Origin of the sequence: Phocaeicola faecicola, assembly GCF_013618865.1 — a bacterium.
Classification (GTDB): domain Bacteria; phylum Bacteroidota; class Bacteroidia; order Bacteroidales; family Bacteroidaceae; genus Phocaeicola; species Phocaeicola faecicola.
In genome coordinates this window covers 1-20,616 of the sequence record NZ_JABSOE010000038.1, presented here as the reverse complement: position 1 = coordinate 20,616, position 20,616 = coordinate 1, and the positions used below count along the sequence as shown (strand labels likewise).

The 20,616-nt window shown below is 49.3% G+C and carries 27 protein-coding genes; 14 read left to right on the top strand and 13 right to left on the bottom strand.

Going from position 1 to position 20,616, the window contains the following annotated elements; all coding sequences use genetic code 11:
- Window positions 1-9: 9 nt before the first annotated feature.
- Window positions 10-1,929: a RecQ family ATP-dependent DNA helicase gene (locus H3001_RS11360; protein ID WP_178245557.1), complete on the top strand. Its 1,920-nt coding sequence runs from the start codon at window positions 10-12 to the stop codon at window positions 1,927-1,929.
- Here H3001_RS11360 and H3001_RS11355 read toward each other — a convergent pair.
- The 5 genes from H3001_RS11355 to H3001_RS11335 all read right to left on the bottom strand — a co-directional run bounded on the left by H3001_RS11355 (window position 1,907) and on the right by H3001_RS11335 (window position 7,269).
- Complete coding sequence (locus H3001_RS11355; protein ID WP_178245559.1) at window positions 1,907-3,277, bottom strand: HAMP domain-containing sensor histidine kinase; 1,371 nt, start codon at window positions 3,275-3,277, stop codon at window positions 1,907-1,909. The two genes, H3001_RS11360 and H3001_RS11355, sit on opposite strands and share 23 nt — an antisense overlap.
- Window positions 3,274-3,960 carry a response regulator transcription factor gene (locus H3001_RS11350; protein ID WP_181214973.1) on the bottom strand — a complete coding sequence of 229 codons (687 nt, stop codon included), beginning with the start codon at window positions 3,958-3,960 and terminating at the stop codon, window positions 3,274-3,276. The genes H3001_RS11355 and H3001_RS11350 overlap by 4 nt, the downstream gene beginning before the upstream one ends.
- Before the next feature lie 81 nt (window positions 3,961-4,041).
- Complete coding sequence (locus tag H3001_RS11345; RefSeq protein ID WP_181214972.1) at window positions 4,042-5,286, bottom strand: ABC transporter permease; 1,245 nt, start codon at window positions 5,284-5,286, stop codon at window positions 4,042-4,044.
- 2 nt (window positions 5,287-5,288) lie between these two features.
- Window positions 5,289-6,539 carry an ABC transporter permease gene (locus H3001_RS11340; RefSeq protein ID WP_178245566.1) on the bottom strand — a complete coding sequence of 417 codons (1,251 nt, stop codon included), beginning with the start codon at window positions 6,537-6,539 and terminating at the stop codon, window positions 5,289-5,291.
- 10 nt (window positions 6,540-6,549) lie between these two features.
- Complete coding sequence (locus tag H3001_RS11335) at window positions 6,550-7,269, bottom strand: ABC transporter ATP-binding protein (RefSeq protein WP_178245568.1); 720 nt, start codon at window positions 7,267-7,269, stop codon at window positions 6,550-6,552.
- Window positions 7,270-7,438: 169 nt separating this feature from the next.
- On the opposite strand from H3001_RS11335, the gene H3001_RS11330 reads away from it, so the two are divergent.
- On the top strand, window positions 7,439-8,410 hold the full coding sequence (locus tag H3001_RS11330) for an ROK family protein (RefSeq protein WP_178245570.1): 972 nt from the start codon (window positions 7,439-7,441) through the stop codon (window positions 8,408-8,410).
- A 144-nt stretch (window positions 8,411-8,554) separates the two neighbouring features.
- Here H3001_RS11330 and H3001_RS11325 read toward each other — a convergent pair whose 3' ends face one another.
- Both H3001_RS11325 and rsmI read right to left on the bottom strand, forming a co-directional pair.
- Window positions 8,555-9,409 (bottom strand): Cbp1 family collagen-binding glycoprotein adhesin, encoded by an 855-nt coding sequence (locus tag H3001_RS11325; RefSeq protein WP_178245572.1) that lies wholly within the window; start codon window positions 9,407-9,409, stop codon window positions 8,555-8,557.
- 27 nt (window positions 9,410-9,436) lie between these two features.
- The gene (gene rsmI / locus H3001_RS11320) at window positions 9,437-10,111 is read right to left on the bottom strand and encodes a 16S rRNA (cytidine(1402)-2'-O)-methyltransferase (protein ID WP_178245574.1); all 675 of its coding nucleotides are present in this window, start codon (window positions 10,109-10,111) and stop codon (window positions 9,437-9,439) included.
- 199 nt (window positions 10,112-10,310) lie between these two features.
- On the opposite strand from rsmI, the gene H3001_RS11315 reads away from it, so the two are divergent.
- The 12 genes from H3001_RS11315 (at window position 10,311) to H3001_RS11260 (ending at window position 16,916) form a co-directional block, all read left to right on the top strand.
- Window positions 10,311-10,910, top strand: a complete 600-nt coding sequence (locus H3001_RS11315) for a thymidine kinase (RefSeq protein WP_178245576.1) — start codon at window positions 10,311-10,313, stop codon at window positions 10,908-10,910.
- Window positions 10,911-11,017: 107 nt separating this feature from the next.
- Entirely contained in the window at window positions 11,018-11,914 is an 897-nt protein-coding gene (gene bla / locus H3001_RS11310; protein ID WP_181214971.1) for a class A beta-lactamase, read from the top strand.
- A 187-nt stretch (window positions 11,915-12,101) separates the two neighbouring features.
- A complete protein-coding gene (locus H3001_RS11305; RefSeq protein ID WP_181214970.1) occupies window positions 12,102-12,347 on the top strand; it encodes a hypothetical protein in 246 nt (81 codons plus the stop codon).
- Between the two features lie 675 nt (window positions 12,348-13,022).
- Window positions 13,023-13,409, top strand: a complete 387-nt coding sequence (locus H3001_RS11300) for a hypothetical protein (protein ID WP_009126113.1) — start codon at window positions 13,023-13,025, stop codon at window positions 13,407-13,409.
- 161 nt (window positions 13,410-13,570) lie between these two features.
- Complete coding sequence (locus H3001_RS11295; RefSeq protein WP_004291535.1) at window positions 13,571-13,786, top strand: hypothetical protein; 216 nt, start codon at window positions 13,571-13,573, stop codon at window positions 13,784-13,786.
- A gap of 11 nt (window positions 13,787-13,797) precedes the next feature.
- A complete protein-coding gene (locus tag H3001_RS11290) occupies window positions 13,798-14,019 on the top strand; it encodes a hypothetical protein (protein WP_004291534.1) in 222 nt (73 codons plus the stop codon).
- A gap of 13 nt (window positions 14,020-14,032) precedes the next feature.
- Entirely contained in the window at window positions 14,033-14,449 is a 417-nt protein-coding gene (locus H3001_RS11285) for a PcfK-like family protein (RefSeq protein ID WP_004291533.1), read from the top strand.
- Window positions 14,446-15,777 (top strand): PcfJ domain-containing protein, encoded by a 1,332-nt coding sequence (locus H3001_RS11280; protein WP_004291532.1) that lies wholly within the window; start codon window positions 14,446-14,448, stop codon window positions 15,775-15,777. Before H3001_RS11285 ends, H3001_RS11280 begins: the two co-directional genes overlap by 4 nt.
- A 24-nt stretch (window positions 15,778-15,801) precedes the next feature.
- A complete protein-coding gene (locus H3001_RS11275) occupies window positions 15,802-16,059 on the top strand; it encodes a hypothetical protein (protein WP_004291531.1) in 258 nt (85 codons plus the stop codon).
- 19 nt (window positions 16,060-16,078) lie between these two features.
- Window positions 16,079-16,312 carry a DUF3873 domain-containing protein gene (locus H3001_RS11270; RefSeq protein WP_004304291.1) on the top strand — a complete coding sequence of 78 codons (234 nt, stop codon included), beginning with the start codon at window positions 16,079-16,081 and terminating at the stop codon, window positions 16,310-16,312.
- Window positions 16,309-16,554, top strand: coding sequence for a DUF6956 domain-containing protein (locus tag H3001_RS11265; protein WP_004291529.1), 246 nt, complete (start codon window positions 16,309-16,311; stop codon window positions 16,552-16,554). The genes H3001_RS11270 and H3001_RS11265 overlap by 4 nt, the downstream gene beginning before the upstream one ends.
- Window positions 16,555-16,607: 53 nt before the next feature.
- Entirely contained in the window at window positions 16,608-16,916 is a 309-nt protein-coding gene (locus tag H3001_RS11260) for a hypothetical protein (protein WP_004304290.1), read from the top strand.
- Between the two features lie 33 nt (window positions 16,917-16,949).
- Here H3001_RS11260 and H3001_RS19695 read toward each other — a convergent pair whose 3' ends face one another.
- The 6 genes from H3001_RS19695 to traN form a co-directional block, all read right to left on the bottom strand.
- Complete coding sequence (locus tag H3001_RS19695; RefSeq protein ID WP_004291527.1) at window positions 16,950-17,339, bottom strand: hypothetical protein; 390 nt, start codon at window positions 17,337-17,339, stop codon at window positions 16,950-16,952.
- A gap of 64 nt (window positions 17,340-17,403) precedes the next feature.
- Window positions 17,404-17,931 carry a glycoside hydrolase family protein gene (locus H3001_RS11250; protein WP_004291526.1) on the bottom strand — a complete coding sequence of 176 codons (528 nt, stop codon included), beginning with the start codon at window positions 17,929-17,931 and terminating at the stop codon, window positions 17,404-17,406.
- A complete protein-coding gene (locus H3001_RS11245) occupies window positions 17,928-18,431 on the bottom strand; it encodes a DUF3872 domain-containing protein (RefSeq protein ID WP_004291525.1) in 504 nt (167 codons plus the stop codon). Before H3001_RS11245 ends, H3001_RS11250 begins: the two co-directional genes overlap by 4 nt.
- Window positions 18,428-19,330 carry a toprim domain-containing protein gene (locus tag H3001_RS11240; protein WP_004291524.1) on the bottom strand — a complete coding sequence of 301 codons (903 nt, stop codon included), beginning with the start codon at window positions 19,328-19,330 and terminating at the stop codon, window positions 18,428-18,430. The genes H3001_RS11245 and H3001_RS11240 overlap by 4 nt, the downstream gene beginning before the upstream one ends.
- Before the next feature lie 7 nt (window positions 19,331-19,337).
- Window positions 19,338-19,913, bottom strand: a complete 576-nt coding sequence (locus tag H3001_RS11235; protein ID WP_004291523.1) for a conjugal transfer protein TraO — start codon at window positions 19,911-19,913, stop codon at window positions 19,338-19,340.
- Window positions 19,914-19,915: 2 nt separating this feature from the next.
- Window positions 19,916-20,616, bottom strand: a 701-nt coding sequence (traN, locus tag H3001_RS11230; RefSeq protein WP_246368565.1) for a conjugative transposon protein TraN, incomplete at its 5' end; no start/stop codon positions are given.

Genomic DNA, 20,616 nt, shown 5'->3' with positions numbered 1-20,616 from the left:
TTTCAAACTATGGATTATCAGCGCATATTGAAGCAATATTGGGGATACGATTCCTTCCGGGGCATCCAGGAGCAAATCATCGAAAGCATCGGAAGCGGAAAGGATACACTGGGACTGATGCCTACCGGAGGAGGAAAGTCCATCACGTTCCAGGTGCCCGCACTGGCACAGCCGGGACTGTGCCTGGTGGTTACCCCACTGATTGCCCTGATGAAAGACCAGGTACGCAACCTGAAGGAAAGGGGCATCAAGGCGACTGCCGTCTATTCCGGAATGAGCCGGGAAGAAATCGGCATTGCGCTGGACAACTGCATTTTCGGCGATTACAAGTTTCTGTACATCTCTCCCGAACGGCTTTCCACCGACCTGTTCCGCAACAAGTTGCGAAGCATGAAGGTATCGATGATTACGGTCGACGAGTCACACTGTATCTCCCAGTGGGGGTATGATTTCCGTCCTGCCTACCTGAAAATTGCCGAAATCCGGACCTGCCTGCCCGATGTACCGGTACTGGCCCTTACGGCAACGGCCACACCGGAGGTGGTGAAAGACATCCAGGAAAAACTTCAGTTCCGTGAACCCAACGTATTCAGGATGAGCTTCGAACGGCAGAATCTGGCTTATATCGTACGGAAAACCGAAAACAAGGCAGAGGAACTGATACACATTCTGCAGTACGTGGAGGGATCTGCCATCGTATATACCCGCAACCGGAAAGGAACGAAAGAGGTGGCCCAGTTGCTGAATTCACATCAGATTACGGCTACTTACTACCATGCCGGACTGACCAATGCCACGAAAGACGAGCGGCAGAAAAGCTGGCTTGCAGGTACCCACCGGGTAATGGTGGCCACCAACGCATTCGGTATGGGAATTGACAAGCCCGATGTCAGGATTGTGGTGCATCTGGATTTTCCGGATTCTCCGGAAGCCTATTTCCAGGAAGCCGGCCGGGCCGGACGAGACGGGGAAAAAGCGTATGCCGTACTACTGTATGCCCGCAGCGACAAGGCTGCCCTGCAGAAACGGATCTCGGATACCTTCCCCCCGAAGGAATACATTCTGAAAGTATACGAACACATCAACTACTATTACCAGATGGCAATGGGAGATGGCCTGGGCTGTACCTATGCCTTCAACATCGATGAGTTCTGCCGTAATTTCAAGCACTTCCCCATCCAGGTAGACAGTGCCCTGAAAATTCTGACTCAGGCCGGATACCTGGAGTACACCGATGAACAGGACAATGCATCGCGGGTGATATTCACCCTGCAGCGCGACGAGCTTTACCGCATCCATGAAGGAAGTGCCGAGGCAGAGAAACTGATCCGGGTATTGCTACGTTCATACACCGGACTTTTCAGCGAATATGCGTACATCAACGAAGATACCCTGGCACAACGGAGCGGACTTACTCGCCAGCAGGTGTACGACATCCTGATTTCACTGAGCCGGAAACGGATTCTTCATTACATACCCGGTAAAAAGACGCCATACATCATCTACAGTTGCGAGCGGAGGGATATCTCGCGCATCATCCTGCGGAAAGAAATCTACGAAGACCGGAAGGCCAGTTACGAAAAACGGATTCATGCCATGCTGGAATATGCAGACAGCAGCCTGCACTGCCGGAGCCGGATACTGCTCCGCTATTTCGGAGAAAAAAACGAACACAACTGCGGTCACTGCGATGTCTGTCTGGAGAAACATCGCTCCGGACTGCGGCAGGGCGAATTCGACAACCTGCGCGAGAAGATCTGCGGATTGCTGCAGGCTCAGCCTCTGTCCTATGCCGAGCTGATTGCCCGGACGGAAGCCGAACAGGAAAAAGCCGACCAAGTAGTCTCTTTCCTGCTTTCGGAAGAGCAGCTCTTGCAAAAAAACGGCAAGATATACCTTCCCGAGGCTACACGTGAGGAAGTTCAATGACGAAAGTCGTCCCCTTTCCCTGCTCGGAATGCACTCCGATCTTACCGGCGTGGAGGCGGATGATTTTCTGCGACAGCGCCATACCGATTCCGTGTCCCTCAATCGTCTTTTCCTGTTCTCCCCGATAAAATAAGGTAAAGAGGTTCTGCTTGTCGACTTCCGACATACCGATTCCGTCGTCCGACATACGGACAATGGTCCACTTGTCCCAATAGGAAATCTGTACGAACGAAGACTTGTCGGCCGAATACTTGCAGTTGTTTTCAATCAGATTGGAGAATGCGATATTCAACAGGTAGAGGTTGCCCATGACCGTAATCATGCGGTCGTCCTCCGCCGCCTCCTGCTCGAACAGCAATTCGATGTGATAATCTGGATGTGCCCTCAGAATGCACTCCCGGGTATCCAGCAGGAGTTCATCCAGACGAATCTCCTGCATCTTGATCTGCTCCTTCTGATAATCGGCCTTGGCAAGGTTCAGCAGTCCGTCAATCAGCCGGGTCATCCGCCGTGCATCCTGCAGTACATTCTCCATGGCTGTCCGGTACTGCTCCACGGTCCGCTCCTTCTGCAGTGCCAGATCCAGTTCGGCCATCAAGGCTGCCAGCGGCGTACGCAGTTCGTGTGAGACATTGCTGACAAACATCTTCTGGGAGTTGAAGGAAACCTCCAGCCGTTCCAGCAAGTCATTGAAGGCCGTACTCAGTTCCCCCAATTCATCCTTCTCATTCTTTACCGGCAAACGCTTTTCAATATGCTGGGCCGTCATGCTCTCTGCTTCGCGGACAATGTCACGGATCGGTTTCAGAGAAGCCCGTACCAGGAAATAACAGACCACAAACAGCAGGGTCAGGCCGATGATGAACAACACCAGCAAGGTTTTCCGCAATTCTCCCAGGTTATCATATCCGTACCCATCGTAGGCCGCAGCCGTGACCACATACGTTTTTCCCTCCCAGGAATAGAGCATTCCCACGCCCTGATAGTCGCCCACATAAAACTCGATTTCCCGATTCTTCAAGATGTCATCAATCATCTTCCGGTCTTCCTTCACGATGTCATTCTGAATCGCATCGTGATACAGCATCCGGAAATCGGTGGTATAGACAGCCACCTCCACCTCATTGATGAATTTACGGTTATTCAGATAAATGGACTGCATGGTAGGTGCGTCCACCTGCTCCTGAAGAAACAAATGCGCCTTGGTTACCGCCTCCTTCTTCAGGTCGTGAAAAAAAGTCCGGCTGCGCGTATGCTCGCTCACCAGATAAATCAATACCATACACAACAGGAATACCGTAGCAATCACTCCGGTATTCTGCAAAGTCAATCGGGTTTTTATCTTCATAACTTATCCGAGAATATGAAACCGACTCCGGGCTTCGTATGAATCAGTTTTGTATCAAACTCCTTGTCTATCTTCTTTCTCAGGTAATTGATATATACGTCAATAAAATTGGTTCCGGTGTCAAAATGCGTGTTCCATACCTTTTCGGCAATTTCCACACGACTGATTACCTTTTCGGCATTCTCCACCATGTACAACAGGAGGTTGTATTCTTTCGGAGACAACTTAACCAGAATGTCCTTCCGTCTCACTTCCTGCAGTTTCAGGTTGATGGAAAGGTCTGCATAGACAATCTGGTCCGGCTGTACCGCCACCGTCTCCGCACTCCGCCTCAACAGTACTTTCACGCGGGCTATCAGCTCCCTGAAATCAAATGGCTTTACCATGTAATCGTCGGCTCCGGCATCAAAGCCATCCAACTTGTCATCGGCCGATCCCAATGCCGTCAGCATCAGTACCGGAATCTTTTCGTTCAGCTTGCGTATCTCCCGACACAACTCAAAGCCGTCCAGTTTCGGAAGAATGATATCGGATATGACCAGCTGAAACACATTCGACTGAAACAGGCGAAGTCCCATGGCTCCGTCATAGGCCACCATGGTCTGATAGCCATTCTCCTCCAGTCCGATTTTCAACAAATCGGCCACCCTCTTCTCGTCTTCCACAATCAGAATTGTCTGCATGTCTTATTCAAAGTTTAATATGAGTCCGTTTCAAGTATTCAAGTCTCCAGTTTCTGTTTTTGTGCCTTTTTCATTCGTTTCTCACTCATCCCGGATAGCCTCTATGGGCTTGATTGCCATGGCCCGGTACGCCGGAGCAAGTCCGGCCAGGCCGCCCAGCACCAGCAAAAGCACACAGGCACCGATGGCTCCCCAGAAACTGATCTGAAAATGATTAATGGCTCCCGGAGAGGAAGTTGCCTGTTCCACAGCATTCAACAAGAATACCGCAAAACTGATGCCTCCCATTCCGGCCAGCACCGTCAGTACCATGCTTTCCGAAAGAATCTGATACAGAATATCGTTCGGACGGGCTCCGATTGCCCGGCGGATACCGATTTCCGAAGTTCTTTCCTTCACCGTTACCATCATAATATTGCTGACCCCGATTGCTCCGGCCAGCAACGTACCCAGTCCTACCAGCCATCCCAGAATACGGATTCCCGTAAACAGGTCGTCCATCATGCCAAACATGACTTCCGCATTCACACAGATCAATGCCTGTTCGTCTTCCGGATGAATGTAATGCGCCTGCTTCACTACCTGCTCAATCTGCTTCTGCACCTCACTGATGGTATATCCCTTCTTGGCGGTATAGCACAACATATTGACCCGCGTACCCCAGTTGTAATTCTGCTGCATGGTAGAAAAAGGAATGACCACCGAAGTCTCCGCCTGTCCGTTGATGGACATGTTTCCCACAGCCGCGTTCACTCCGACTACCTGATAATATATACCGTTGATCTCCACATATTTTCCGCAAGGATTTCCCTTCTCCGGGAAAAGCGTCTCATAAATCCGTTTACCGATGACACACACCTTGCGCAACTGTTGCACATCGATGTCATTCAGCGTACGCCCCCAGATGATGTTGGGTTCTTCGATACAGTCATAAATGGGATAATGCCCCTTAAAGGTACCCGATATCTTATTCTTCTCATACACGATATTCACTCCCCAGTTGTCTACCGTAGCCGTTACCACCTCCACTCCCGGAACCATTTGCCGGATGCGGTCCACATCCTTGTTTTCCAGGCTCCAGCTTCTTCCCTGCTGAAATCCCCGGTAAGGCTTACTGGTGTTCATGGCTCCCATAAAACCGGAGTTTGTGGCAAAGCCCTCGAAGTTGCGGGCCATCATGTCCTGCATGCCCTGTGCCCCTCCCATCAGGGCCACCAGCATGAAAATGCCCCAGAAGATTCCGAATGCCGTAAGCACACTGCGAGTCTTGTTGCGGGTAATCGTCACCCATATCTCTTCCCAAGTATCCCAATCCAGTTTTTTCATAATCAATCTGCTCTTAATGCCTCAATTGGCCTGATTTTAACTGCCTTCCGTGCCGGGAAAAGTCCCGCCAGCGTACCGGCTATCACCAAGGTCAGCGTAGCCTGTATGGCAATGCTGACATCGACCGTAGGATTCTCAAATACCGTCACACTGAAGGCGCCGGCATTGACCGTATGACTTCCTGCCACCTGATTCATGTACTCGGTAGCCAGGATGCCCAACACCATTCCGATATATCCGAAGAAGGTGGTAATCACCACACTTTCTGAAATAATCAGCCAGAGAATCGAAGCCGGCTTGGCTCCCAATGCCTTGCGTATACCAAACTCATGTGTCCGTTCGCGCACGGTAATCAGCATGATGTTGCTGACCCCTACAATGCCGCTCAGCAAGGTAAAGAGTCCGATTACCCAGATGGCAATATTCAGAAGTTTGGCTGCCGACTGCTGCTGCAGGTACTGCGTGAAACGGTTCCATATCCAGATAGCCCCCTCGTCGGACGCATCAAACTGCTTATGTCCGCCCAGCGTTCTCCGGAAGTCCACCTCAAAGGCCTCGTTTTTCACCATATCCGTCAGCCCTTGCGTAGTAAATGTCAGATTATCGATACTGTCTCCCTTTCCATATACCAGCTGAACCGTAGTAAACGGCACCAGGGCTGCCGGAGAGAAACTGTTCTGGTCCGTATAGATACCTACTACCTGGTAAACCACTCCCCGTGCATTCAGCAATTTTCCGACCGGATTTCCTTCAGGGAACAGAATACGGGCACTCTTCTCATGCAACACGATTACCTTTCTTCTTTCCTTCATGTCTTTCGGGTTGATAAAGCGCCCCTCTTTTAAAGAAATCGCCTCCAGTTCCGGATAATTCGGAAACACACCCTCCACCGAGATACTCAAATTCTCCTTCCCGTGTGTCAGGACAATGGAACCCGCTCCCACGGTAGCCCCCACGGTGATGACCCTTTCGGGAAAAGCCTTAGCCGTCAGTTTCCGGTCACTGTCATCCAGGGAGATCCTCCGTCCCTCCTGCAATCCCTGATAAGGCATCGAAGTTACTCCCGGATAAATCTTCACCGAGTTCATGATCATCCTTCCGCTCTGCCTTTCAAAAGCATGAATCAGACCGTTTCCGGCCCCCAGCAGCACAATCAGCATGAAGATTCCCCATGCCACGGCAAATCCGGTCAAGGCAGTACGCATCTTGTTCCGCTTGATCGTTCCGTAAATCTCCTGTATCAGATCAACCATAGTATTCGCGTTATTTCATAAAACCATCCCTGCCGAACGGAGAGGCATTGTGGTCGATATTGTCTTCTATCCGTTCAATGATACCATCCTTGATATGAATGATCTTATTCGTCTGATTCGCCACTCCACTTTCGTGAGTCACGATTACAATCGTCAGTTTTTCTTTCTCATGCAGCTCCTTCAGAATATCCATTACCTCCACCGACGTCTTGCTGTCGAGCGCTCCGGTTGGCTCATCGGCCAGAATAATCTGCGGCTTCGAAATCAAAGCCCGGGCAATGGCCACACGCTGCTTCTGCCCTCCCGACAACTCGTTCGGCATATGATGCGCCCACTCCTTCAGTCCCAGCCTGTCGAGATACTCCAGGGCAAGGGCGTTTCTTTTCTTCCGTCCCACCCCCTGATAAAAGAGCGGCAAGGCCACATTCTCCATGGCATTCTTGAAAGAAATCAGATTGAAAGACTGGAAAATAAAGCCAATCATCCGGTTACGGTACTCCGCCGCACGCGTCTCGCTCAAATCCTTTATCAGCACATCGTTCAAAAAATAATTTCCGGAGTCATAATTATCCAAGATACCCAAGATATTCAGCAACGTAGATTTTCCGGAGCCAGACGCCCCCATGATAGAGACAAATTCACCTTTATCTATTTCAAGATCAATTCCTTTCAGTACATGAAGAGGGGCTCCGTTATGATAGGTTTTATTAATTCCTTCCAGACGTATCATACCACTTTCAGTTTATACACTTATGAGTTATGGTTTCTAGTTTCATATCAAGAGTGCTAAGATATAAAAAGGAGGCGATTAGGTATAAATAAATCTGAAAAAATTTGTTCTATTTTTAATGTTTATATAATTTTGCCAATATAATTAACCCTTTAAACAAAATAATATCATGACTGTAAATATGGAAAAGCCCTATGTTGTGGGAATGGATATTGGCGGAACAAACACTGTATTCGGTGTAGTAGATTCTCGCGGTAACGTATTGGCATCTGACTCTGTAAAGACTCAGCAATATACTCAGATTGAAGAATATGTAGATGCAGTATGCAAGAAACTCCTCCCGCTCATCCAGCAGTTTGGTGGAGCTGAAAAAATCAAAGGTATGGGAGTAGGTGCTCCTAACGGTAACTATTACAGCGGAACAATTGAATTTGCCCCGAACTTGCCATGGAGAGGTATCATTCCTCTGGCTGCCATGTTTGAAGACAAATTGGGTATCCCGACTGCACTTACCAACGATGCCAACGCTGCAGCTATCGGAGAAATGACTTACGGTGCAGCACGCGGTCTGAAAGATTTCATCATGATCACATTGGGTACAGGTGTAGGTAGCGGTATCGTAATCAACGGTCAGCTGGTATACGGACACGACGGATTTGCCGGAGAACTGGGTCACGTGATTGTTAATCCGGAAGGACGTGTTTGCGGATGCGGCCGAAAAGGCTGTCTGGAAACTTACTGCTCGGCTACAGGTGTGGCACGTACAGCACGTGAATTCCTGGTAGCACGCTCAGAACCAAGTTTGCTGAGAAACGTTCCGGTAGAAGACATCCAGTCAAAAGACGTATACGATGCAGCAGTGAAAGGTGACAAACTGGCTCAGGAAATCTTCGAATATACAGGTAAGATCCTGGGAGAAGCACTGGCTAACTTCGTTGCATTCTCAAGTCCGGAAGCCATCATCCTGTTCGGAGGTTTGGCTAAATCAGGTGACTACATCACTAAACCTATCCAGAAAGCTTTGGAAGACAATGTTTTGAACATCTACAAAGGCAAGACTAAATTGTTGCTTTCACAGTTGAAAGACGCTGATGCTGCCGTATTGGGTGCCAGCGCACTGGGATGGGAAGTTAGAGAATAACTTTTTTCTGATAAGCATAAGGCACTCCCCGCTTTCCGAAGCGCGGGAGTGCTTTTTTTATGTACTTTCCACAAAAAATCCCTCTCAGCAGTTCCATAAGGAGACTCCTGAGAGGGATAAAAAATTTAAAAACAGTTTAAGTGATTATCTTACCTGGATCACCAGATAACGTGAAACACTCCAGAAAGTGTTCGGATTAGTAATTTTCAGCGTCAACTGTCCTTTGTCATCCTTCACAAACTCATAAGAACCTTCCGGATGAGTAGTCAACAGTTCGGCACGTTTTGAATACAACTTCACTTCCTTATCCTTACGGATATCGATTTCAGTAAAGTAATCCTTGTTGAATTCGTTGTTCTTTAGTACGTCTCCACGCTGCAGGATCTTCTGATCTTTCAGTTCCGACTTCGTACCGAATACATACCAGGCAGTATTCAATGCCTTATCCTGTACAGCTACTGTCTGAGCCTTTGCTTCATTTTCAGCAGCCAGTTCATCTACGTTCTGGTTCAAAGCAGATACCGCCTCATCCAATTCTGCAATACGGATATTCTTTGCAGCCAGTTCACTCTGCAAAGTCTCAATCTGCTGCTGCTTGGCATTCAGTTCGGCATTCAGGTTCTGGATAGCCTTCTTCAGCTGAGCCGACTGGTAATTGCTGTTCTTCAACTTAGCCTCCAACTGTGCAATCTGCTCACGGTTTGATTTCAGTTTTTCACTGATAAATCGAATGTCATCCTTAATCTTGTTGGCATTCGACTGTCCCTCGATGGCATCCCCGTTCAGGTCCACACGATTTTCCGCTTCATTAATCTCACGGAATCCTTCCTGGATCGCATTGAACGAACCCATAATCTCGTCAAGTTCAGCATCACGGTTCGACAACTCAATCATCAGAGAGTCATTCTGAGCCTGCAGCGCATCCTGATTTTTACCCGTATTCACACAGGAAGCCAGTGCGGCTGCTGTACATAATGAAAACAAAACAATTTTTTTCATATTCATTTTCAGTTTAGAGTTTATATTTTAGTTTTCCTTTCCTCCTAATACAATTACAATCTCACCGCGGGGCTCCACTTCCGTAAAATGTGCCACGACCTCCTGCAACGTACCTCTCACACTTTCTTCGTGTACCTTTGAAATCTCCCGGCATACAGATACCGGACGCTCCGGACCGAAGAACTCCATGAACTGCGTCAGCGTTTTCACCAGACGGTAAGGAGATTCGTAGAAAATCATCGTGCGGGTTTCCTCCTGCAGCGCCGTCAGCCGGGTCATACGTCCCTTTTTCTGAGGCAGAAAGCCTTCGAAGCAAAAGCGCTCATCGGGCAAGCCGGAAGATACCAGTGCAGGCACAAAGGCCGTAGCCCCGGGAAGACACTGTACCTCGATTCCGTTCCGGACACATTCTCTGACTACCAGAAAACCGGGATCGGAAATTCCGGGAGTTCCGGCATCCGAAATCAATGCCACGGTTTCTCCCGCCTTCAACCGGTTGACCACGCTCTCCACGGTCTTATGCTCATTAAACTTATGGTGCGACTGCATCGCATTCTTTATCTCGAAATGCTTCAGCAGGATTCCGGAAGTACGTGTATCTTCAGCCAGAATCAGGTCGGCTTCCTTCAGAATACGGATCGCACGGAAGGTCATATCTTCCAAATTTCCTACCGGAGTAGGAACCACATATAATTTTCCCATACAATTATCCAATGTAATGGAGGCAAAGGTAAAAAGTTTTTGTTTCCGTAAATGAATTTCTGCCAATATTTAACAGATGTTGTATATTCATTCGTCTTTTCCGTACAAATTCGGCAGAATCATGCCCGGATATTGCCCAAACAATTGTATTTTTGCATTCACAACCTATAAAAAACAGAATCGCTAATTCATAGAATATATGGTTTTATTTTCAGAAGATCATACGCTGGAGACCTGCCGCAGGGGCAGAATCGAAGTTATCTGCGGATCCATGTTTTCCGGAAAGACAGAAGAGTTGATACGCCGTCTGAAGCGCGCCAGCTTTGCCAAACAGCGGGTGGAAATTTTCAAACCCGCCATCGATACGCGCTATTCGAACGATGAGGTCATCTCGCACGACAGAAACTCCATCCAGTCGACTCCCATCGACTCTTCGGCCAGCATCCTGCTTTTCAGTTCGGAAATCGACGTGGTAGGCATCGACGAGGCACAGTTCTTCGACGAAGGCCTGGTGAATGTCTGCAACGAACTGGCCAACCGGGGCATACGGGTCATCATTGCCGGACTGGACATGGACTTCAAGGGAATACCGTTCGGCCCCATGCCTGCCCTCTGTGCCATAGCCGATGAGGTAACCAAGGTACATGCCATCTGTGTAAGATGCGGTGACCTGGCCTATATCTCTCACCGTATTATTGCCAGCGACAAACGGGTGCTGCTGGGCGAGAAAGAGGAATACGAACCGCTGTGCCGCTGCTGCTACCAGAAAGCCATCAAACAGGCTGAAGGATCCCGCTGACATATTGGCAACCGGAGTCTCTGTCCGGTTGCTTTCCTGCTCCATTTTTATCTGATACTACGATTATCCTGTTATCTCGCAATACTTATTTAATCTTGATTATCCCAATGAAAATATTCTTTCTGCTACTGACCACGCTGTGTTCCTTTCTGACCGTCTGCGGACAATCACCCAAGGAACGGCTTAAAGCCTCTTTGGAAGAACTGCTGAAGACACAAAAGGTACAGGCCGGAATCGCCCTTATTATTGACGGGGAGGACACTCTGGCCCTCCACAACGAGGTACACTATCCCATGATGAGTGTGTTCAAGTTCCATCAGGCACTGGCGGTAGCCGACTGCCTCCAGCGGCAAGGAATTTCCCTGGATACAACACTGTGCATCCGGAAAGAGGAATTAAAAGAAAACACATACAGTCCACTGCGTGACCGGTATCCGGAAGGAAATGTCGTACTGTCGGTAGCCGACCTGCTCACCTATACCCTGCAATGGAGCGACAACAATGCCTGCGACATCCTCTTCGACCGGATTATCGGAACAAAGGAAACCGAGGCATATATCCGCTCGCTGGGAATCGAAGACTTCCGGATTACAGCCAACGAAGACGATATGCACCGTGAATGGAAATTGTGCTACGAAAACTGGTCCACTCCTTTAGCGGCTGCGCGACTGCTGGAACTGTTTATTACTGAAAAGACAGTGACCGGACCTTATTATACCTTCATCCGCCGCACCATGACCGGTTGTACTACCGGAAAAGACCGGCTGCCGGCAGCAATTACGGACTCCCGGACCATCATCGGTCACAAGACAGGAACCGGCGACCGGAATCCGCAGGGAGAACTCATCGGAATCAATGATATCGGCTTCATTTTTCCGGCCGAAGGTCCCCGGTATACCTTGGCTGTTTTTCTCAAGGATTCGAAAGAGAGCGATGCTGATACAGCAGCCCTCATCGGAAAGATATCAAAAGTGGTGCTTGAATATGTCACCCAACAGAATTAATCACTTAAATAACTAGATTTATGAAACAGTTTGCTTTATTAATGATGTTGGACTTTGTGCCTGTACAGGAAACCAGAAATCCGGTAATGCGCAGGACGGAAATGCCACAGATTCTGTCCGCATAGAAGCAGCGACTCCTGCCGGCACGGAAAATTTACAGGAAGACAGCCTTGTCACTCTTTCAGGAATGGTACGCCTCGGACATGAAGTCCGCTCGTTCCAGCCGGAAAACAGCGACAAAGAATTCTGGATTGTAGACAAGAGCGGTCAGCTGGAGGAAAAATACAACAAACTGACAGGAGGAAACAAGAACGGAAAACCTGTCAAGGCTACGCTCAAGTTGAAATACGACGGACAATGGGAAGACGGATTTGCAGCCGAATATGACGGAGTGTATCTGGTCAGTGAAGTCATTCAGCTCGAAAAGCCTTAACATACATCCTGTTACTACTCTCTAAAAGGATATTACATAAACCGGCCGGACAAATATTTGCCGGCTGAGTTCCCTGTTTCACCGGCAGGCAGTCCATTTTCTACGTGGTTGCTGTCTGCCGGTGATGTACATTCTGCAGTCAGACATCGTTATCAGAAGAAAAAAGGCCGGTATCCCCCGACGTATGAAAAGAAATTTGTAAGTTTGCATACTGAAGTTACGAAAAGAGTGTAATTTATTGGAAATGAGCGTAGGTTAATTGCTCTTGATAGTAATAGGTTACGATTTAGTTAGTTATCTACTGCATTATCCTTCTGCGCGTTGCGTAACCTTCGAAGAACTCTTCGTATGCAAAAGTAGCTATTTAATTCGAGATTTTGATATAAACTCCCGTTTTTTATCCCCTCATTCATAAGAATTTTCCGTAAAAGCGGTATTGTCCGTCGGCACACCATTGCCCAAAACGAGTTTGGAACAAACGTGTGCCGACTACCGCATAGCTGGAGAAAAGGGCATTGCCTCACGCCTAAACGATGTTTAGACAGATGAAGCAATGCCCCTTTCTTTTGCGCCTATGCCAAGAGGTGCTTTTACGGGTTTTCAAATGATTTTTCTTTTTTCGCTGTCTCTTTTGCCGGAAGCGGAAAGTGAATGCAGAGTGTGTCAGCCTGCCCCATGAATGAAACAGGCGCCCACACACAGCCGGACAAACCGGGAAGAATGATTGTTGCCACCCGGCTGAACAAGTTCCGTCGGATCGGAAACAATCATACTTCCTTTGTTGTGGTTTGCCCTTTTCACGCTTCCGGTGATGTCTTTTTCCTTTTGGTGATTCTTTTTTTTACGGATTTTCCCCTGAAGTTTTTTTCTACACAATCTGCCTCTGTTTTCGTTTACCTCCATTTTGCGCCTTTCAGTAAGCCGCATCAGTCAGTCATTTTCGTTCTGGGCGCAAAGGTAATTCCGGGATTGGACGGGAAAGCAAGGTCAAGCCTCCTGTTTTCGGTAAAAATCTCCAGCCCTGCGGGTAGTATTTTGACCGAAAAACCTTGCATTCCCTAATCCCTACCTTTTCAAGCACCCGAAACGAAAACGACCGATGCGACAGAAAGACGCATAAAAAAAATGTCGGATAAACGAGAGGCAGATAAGATAGTTTGAAACTCAACTCCCTCAGCTCTTGAATCCGCATTAAAAACAAAAAAATCAAAAACAGCGAAGATATGACGGCAACGGCAAATTTCAGACAAATGGCGCAACACATCGGGTTGGCGATATGCGGCTTGATGATGCGCACCGCCTTCGGGGTGTTCGGCATCCTTTGGGGCATCATCAGAGAGATTGTAAACGGAGTGTTCCGAGTGGCGATAGGTGTAATCGTGGCTATCCTTTCCACCATTGCCTTCTTTGGCTTCATCCTTTGGTTATTCACCCTTTAACCCTTACCGACATGGCAAAAAGAAACAGCAAGACGGCAGCGCAGCAGTGCAGATATTACGAGGTGGACAACATCTTCGTGTATATGGTGGAAACGTACATCAACGGCAATTTTGAAACTTTCCGAAGATTGTACCACGAACTGAACAAGGACGCACGGAGGGATTTCATGGACTTCCTTCTCAGCGAGGTAGAGCCGACCTATTGGAGAGAGATACTGAAACAGATAATCTAAAAATGACAGCGATATGAAAGGAACAGACCATTTCAAGAGAACGATATATATGTACTTGGAACAGCGTGCGGAGGAAGATGCGCTATTTGCAAAGAAGTACCGCAACCCTGCCAAGAACATGGACGAGTGCGTGACCCACATTCTGAACTATGTGCAGAAAAGCGGTTGCAACGGTTTCACGGACGGAGAGATATTCGGGCAAGCCATCCACTACTATGAGGAAAACGAGATAGAGGTGGGCAAACCGATGGACTGCCAAGTGGTTGTGAACCACGTTGTGAAACTCACGGCAGAGGAAAAGGCGGAGGCACGTCAGAACGCTGTCCGCAAATACCAAGAGGAGGAACTCCGCAAGTTGCAGAACCGCCACAGACCGTCAGCGAGAAAAGAAAACCAACCCCAACCCTCATTATTTGATTTAGGCTTATGAAACCGAAGACCAAGATACAGAAAGAGGTGGCAAGACTTTCCGCCAACCTTCGCCCCATATCAGCGACACAAATAGATTGGGCATACCGCCACTGCGTTGAGCATATCGGCTACCGCACCAAGAAAGGGAACATCACCTGTTCCGACTGCGGTCACGAGTGGCACAGCGACAGCGGACTATGCGACACCCTTGAAGGCTGCACCTGCCCCAAATGCCATGCCGAACTCAAAGTGCAGGACACACGCAGACGCATCTACAAGGAAACGCAGAATTTCAGCGTGATAACCACCTGCAAAGGGTATCAGGTAATCCGCGTGGCGCAGGTCAGATGCGAGAGCAGGAAAGGCGAACCGATGCGTTTCTACTGCCACGAGGTCGTGCAGCGTTGGATTTCACCCGACGGCAAGGTTACGGACATGGCGTTGCTCCGTGGCTTCCTTTTCTGCTATTGCGATGTGTGGGCATTAGGCAGCGATATGGAGGTAAGACCGCACAACAGCCTATACGATGATGTGGTGGCAAGAAGCTGTGCATATCCAAAGATGAGGATATTGCCCCAACTCAGACGTAACGGCTTCAAGGGCGATTTCCACGGCATCTCCCCCGTGCGTCTTTTCAAAGCCTTGCTTTCAGACCCAAGAATTGAAACCCTTATGAAAGGCGGTGAGATTGAGGTCATGAAACACTTTCTTTTCAATACCCGTACTGCCGATGAATGTTGGGCATCATATCTGATTGCCAAGCGTCACAAGTATCAGATAGACAACCTCTCAATGTGGTGCGACTATCTGCGTATGCTCAAAAAACTCGGTCAAGACCTCCGTAACCCGAAGAACATCTGTCCCGAAGATTTCATGGCGGCACACGACAACGCAACCCGAAAAATTGAAGCCATACACGAGAAGGAAAGAGCCGCAGAGCAACGCCGTTGGGAGATTGAAAGGCGTGAGCGTGAGCAACAGCGACAACTCCAACGAAAGAAAGATGCGGAGGATTTCATCGCCAACAAATCCAAATTCTTCGGCTTGGTAATCACGGACGAGGAAATAATCGTCAAGGTGCTTGAAAGCATAGACGAGTATTACAACGAGGGCAAGACGCAGGGCATCTGCGTGTTTGGCAGTGGATACTACAAGAAAGCCGACACCCTCATACTATCGGCAAGGATTGGCGATGAGATTATTGAAACCGTAGAGGTGGACTTGCGAACCCTCGAAGTGGTGCAGTGCCACGGCAAGCACAACCAGGACACCGAATATCACGAGCGCATCATAGACCTTGTGAACAAGAACGCCAACCTTATCCGTGAGCGGATGAAAGCGGCATAGCATAACCCCTAAAACAACATTGATATGGAAGTAAGAATTGAAAGTATGATTTGTGTGTGGGATGATGCAATCCCCACGATGTTCCTTGAATTTGTGAACCTCCTCACTCTCACAACGAGTGAGGGGGAATTGAGAAAGAGCGTAAAGGAGTTTGCCGAGAAGCACGAACTTGACAAGTTTTTCCTTTACGGCTTCGGCTCACACCATTTCTACCTGCACCAACGCTACACAAGCAACCCCGAAATGGTGATGAAGAACAGAGTTCTGTCAGTACATTTTTAACCATCTAAAAAGCAACATTATGACAACACGAATGACCATCAACGGAGTAAGCACCTGCGCGGAAGCAGGTACGGAGAAATACGAGCGTTTCCAATCGGGTATCGGAAGACGCAGGCGGACACTTGTGCAGTACGACTACCGCCACCCCATAGACAGAGAATTGTTCTCTTGTGTCAAACCCACGTTGGACGAGTGCCGAGCCGCACGGGACAAGTGGCTGAACGCAAAGAAGGGAAAGGAGGACAGACTATGAACACGACCTATCAAACGCTGATAGTCAAGTTCAGCGAACCTATCACGGCATTGGACGGTATCTTTGACGATACCGGAGCGTGGGGAACGGACACCCTCAAGGGGTGGATAGATGATTACGAAAGCACACGTTTCACCGCCACCGACAGCCATACGGCAGTCATCACGAGCGAGTACAATATGGAATGTGTGAAAGAGTGGCTACAACGGCAGACCCCCATTTCCGAAATGCGAGAATTTTGAACGGGATGGCGGTGTCCGCACCGCCAATACTTAAAACCCTAAAAACAAAAGATATGATAGCCAAGACGATATTACAGCAGATAGGCGGAAAACGCTTCACCGCCATGACAGGTAGCCGTGATTTCATAGATATGGGCAACGGCTTACGGATGAGCCTTGCAAGGAACAAAACAAGTGCCAACCGCCTTGACATCATCTATGACGAAGGGGCAGACCTCTACAATATGCGCTTCTACCGCAGGACGTTCAGCAAAAAGACCTTTGAGTGCAAGACAAAGGACATTGCCGTACACGAGGGTATCTATTTTGATATGCTGGAGGAAATGTTCACGATGGTGACGGGACTTTACACACGCTTTTGAGTGGCGGGGCGGCGAGAGCCGCCCTACTTTCTTTCAGTGAGCATGATGGCGGACAAAGAAAGTAGCAAAGAAACCTTTGTCCAATCTGCGATAACTAAAAAATCCGCAAGTAAAACTTGCGGAGGCTATATATTGGGTCGTTATTTTTTGGTGGAGGGGAATGATAATCTCGAACCGTTGAACTACACATTTCTGCTTCGTCTCCATTTCCCCCAACGATTTGATACGTTCAATCATTTTTGTTGTTCCTTTCTGAATTTTCCTAAATACTTTCTTCATAATTTCGCTATACTTTTTATGGTTAATAACTATGTTTTGTATTGCTCTCACAACACTTACAACTTGAAGTGTTATTTGGAAACCGATAGGCAAAAATGGCTCAACGATGTCAATTAACGAGAAAATCCTACGATAATCTATCAAGTGATAGAGCAAAAGACGTGCCAAGTTAAATATGGCACGTCTTTTGCCAGTTTTGTCAGTCCTTTTATGGGATATACAACAGCGCAAACTCCGCCTTTCTCCGTTTGAGCAGCATGGCGTGGCGTTTTCCTTTGTAGTTGCAGAAGGCTATATACTCACGGTAGATGTTCCTGTCACCAGCTTCCAGCTTCTTGATTAAGGTGCTTTTGGGGATTGTTTTGCTGCCTAACAGCTTCGCCGGTCCCACATTGTAAGCTAACGTGCCAAGCAAAATCGAATCAACCCCGAATTTACGGAACATGGCGACAAATTTGCGCAGGTCTTTCCGCAAAAGTTCATCCGCATCCCGTTTTGTCATGGTTCGTGCCGAATACTTCTCGTTTGGCAAAAGTTTGTGACCCCAACCGACGTATGGGTAGTGTTTTTCTGAGTGCCAGCCTTCAAAGTAGCGGCAGCATAAAAAAGCACGTTCCATAAGCGGCAGTCGGTAGATTGCCGCCTGCCCGTCCGTTCCCTCTTGGCGGCTGATCTGCGCGGACACAGAACAGACCGTCAGAAGTGAACAGAGCATTGTCATGAATACACGCATCATTTCAACAAGGGGCTGAAGTTGCCGATGGGAACGATGGTAAGATCGTCGTCCTTTACATTCCTGTTGTTGAAGTCAAATTCCAGTTCGTAGGAGTTGCTAAAGTTATCCTCCACCACCACGATGAAATTATGCGCCTCATCACCCGCCGCCGTGTAGTACAGGCGGAATTTTTCGTTCTCCAGCAGGTAGCGGTCGTTAGGCAGGAAGGTGATGCCGTTATCCATTTTGAGCGAGCCTTCCCCCTCGAACTGGAAATAGCGGATGGTATAGAGCGTACCCGAAAAGTCGCCCTCCTTTTTCAGTTCACAGCGGATTTCCACTGTCTGCCCCTTTACTACCTTGTTCGGCACGGGCATGACCTCCACCGTGAAGGGATAGGACTGCTGGATGTCCATGTCATCGTCACATGACACGAGGGTGAATGACATGGCGGCTATCAGGCATAACGCCACTGCCTTGAATATTGATGTTCTCTTGTTTCTGTTGTTCAGTATGTTCATTGTTCTTCGATTTTTAGATGGTTGTTTTTCTGTTTTTTCGTTGTCAGTTGCAGGTACTCGTTCAAGTCCTTGCAACCGTCATAGAGGGAGGAACGGTCGGTGACACGTTCCCCGTATCGCATGGTAAGTGCGGCAAGCGTCCGCCGTCCGGCTTCGTCACGGTCGAGGAAGCAGCCGATGCGCCCGTATCCGTCCAGCAATCCCGCCGCCTTCTCCACGTTGGCGACTGAGTTCAGCACAAGACAGTCAGCGTTACCGGTTACACCAAGCGTCACGGCAGAGAGAAAGTCCATGAAGCCCTCGAACACGAGGCACTCGTCAGCCGGGATGTCATTCGCCTTTACCAGTGATACAGACTTCGGAGGTATGCAACCCTTGAAATATCGGCTTCTGACTTCATAGCCACCTGCCATGTTCGGAAAGCCAACGGCAAAATACCGTTTCCCACGCACACCGTAGTTCAAGCGGCAGCAGTGACGGGATGCGATGGCGTAAGGGATGCCCCGTTCCTCTAAATACTCCGTCAGCAGTGAGCGGAGCAGCGGAGCGACCTCCACATCCTCAAAAACGGATTCGGTCGGCTTCGAGAGATAGACGGGCTTTTCCCATCCGGCAACCGTCATATTGGCGGCTTCCGCTATGAACTTCGCTTGCTTCATGAAGTCATCGCTTTGCAGAAACTCCCCGGCAAGCGTGAAGATGTCGCCGCCCTTGCCCAAACCGAAGTCGTACCAGAGCTGTTTCGCCACGTTCACACGGAAAGAGGATGTGCGCTCGCCCCTGTACGGGGCAAGATACCACAGCTCGTTACCGCTCCTTCTGACAGGCTCATGCCCCAGCCGTGCGAGAAAATCCGCAAGCGGCATCCTTCTGACAGCATCTATTTCCGTCCTTTCCATGCCCGTGTCAGTTGATGATGAACTTGATACCGACCCCGAACTGCGTGTGGAACTTCCGTGTGTCGCCACCCCAAAGGCAACGCTCCCGCAGGTTGGCAAGCAGGGCGATACGGTCTGCCACGTAACACTCCACATCGAGCGTCAGCGCACCGCCGTAGATGAAGGCGTCCCGGTCGTGCAGCGTGGAGCCGTCATGCAGCACCTTCTTCCCCCAATTTACCGCCTCATATCCGGCGAGAGCCGAAGCCCCGGCATAGACGAAAACAATCTTTCGGGCGTCCGACAGTATCTTGAAGTAATAGCCGCCCTCCGCCGTGAACTGCGCCACGGGTATCTTGGTGTCCTTGTAGGGATTGTTCTTCAACAGGTATTCGCCACCGAACACCCACTTGTTCCCCTTCTTCGTGTAGGTGGAGAGAGCCGCCCCGAAGCTGTACCCGCCGTCCTTGCCGCCGAGATTGAAGCCGTCCGCCATGTCCGCCCTCACCTCGATGCCCTGCATCTTCGGCAGACACCGCTGGGCGTGCGCCTGCCCTGTAAAAAGGGCAAGCGACGCGATGATTATTGCGATGTACTTTCTCATGGTCAGCGTACTTGAAGTTCGTTGATGGTACCCGCGCGTACCAAATCCTCGTTCTCAATCACGAAGGACTGGTGACGGCCGCCGTTCTTCTCGTTCAATTCCACCACGAGGCACTTGTCATCGGGGATGGTGAACTTCGCCATCGTGAAGACCGTGCGCTCGCTCTTTTTGCCCGGCACGAGGGTGGCGTAGTTCTGCGCGCGGAGCGGCAGAATAATCTGCTCCTGCACGGCAGTACGCTTCGCAACCTTCTTGTCCACGATTTTCCAAGTGATGTAGTCCACATCGAAAGGCACGTTGCTCTGGTTCTTTATCTCCGTGTGGAAATAAAGCAAGCCGTTGTGCGTGTAGATGCCTTTCAACAGGTATTGGATGCCGAAACGCTTGCAGCCGATATGCTTCACCTCGCGCTTGTTCTGTTTGTGGATGGACTTCATGATAAGGCGCACCAGCATCGGGCTTTCGCTGCCCAGCTCTTTCAGATAGATTTCCTGCGCGTTGTTCGGGCGGTTCACCGTGCTGCCGTCATGGATGAAGTCGCACATCTCCACGTTGAGCAACAGCGGTTCGGCGGCGTACTTCACGTGTAGGCTCGGTAATGGACGCCTTGCCACCTTTCGGTGGTAGGTTTCCCATAACCTGCCCCCGAACCGTACGTGCAGGTCTCCCTGCATACGGCTCTCCACTGGTAATATCAGTTTAT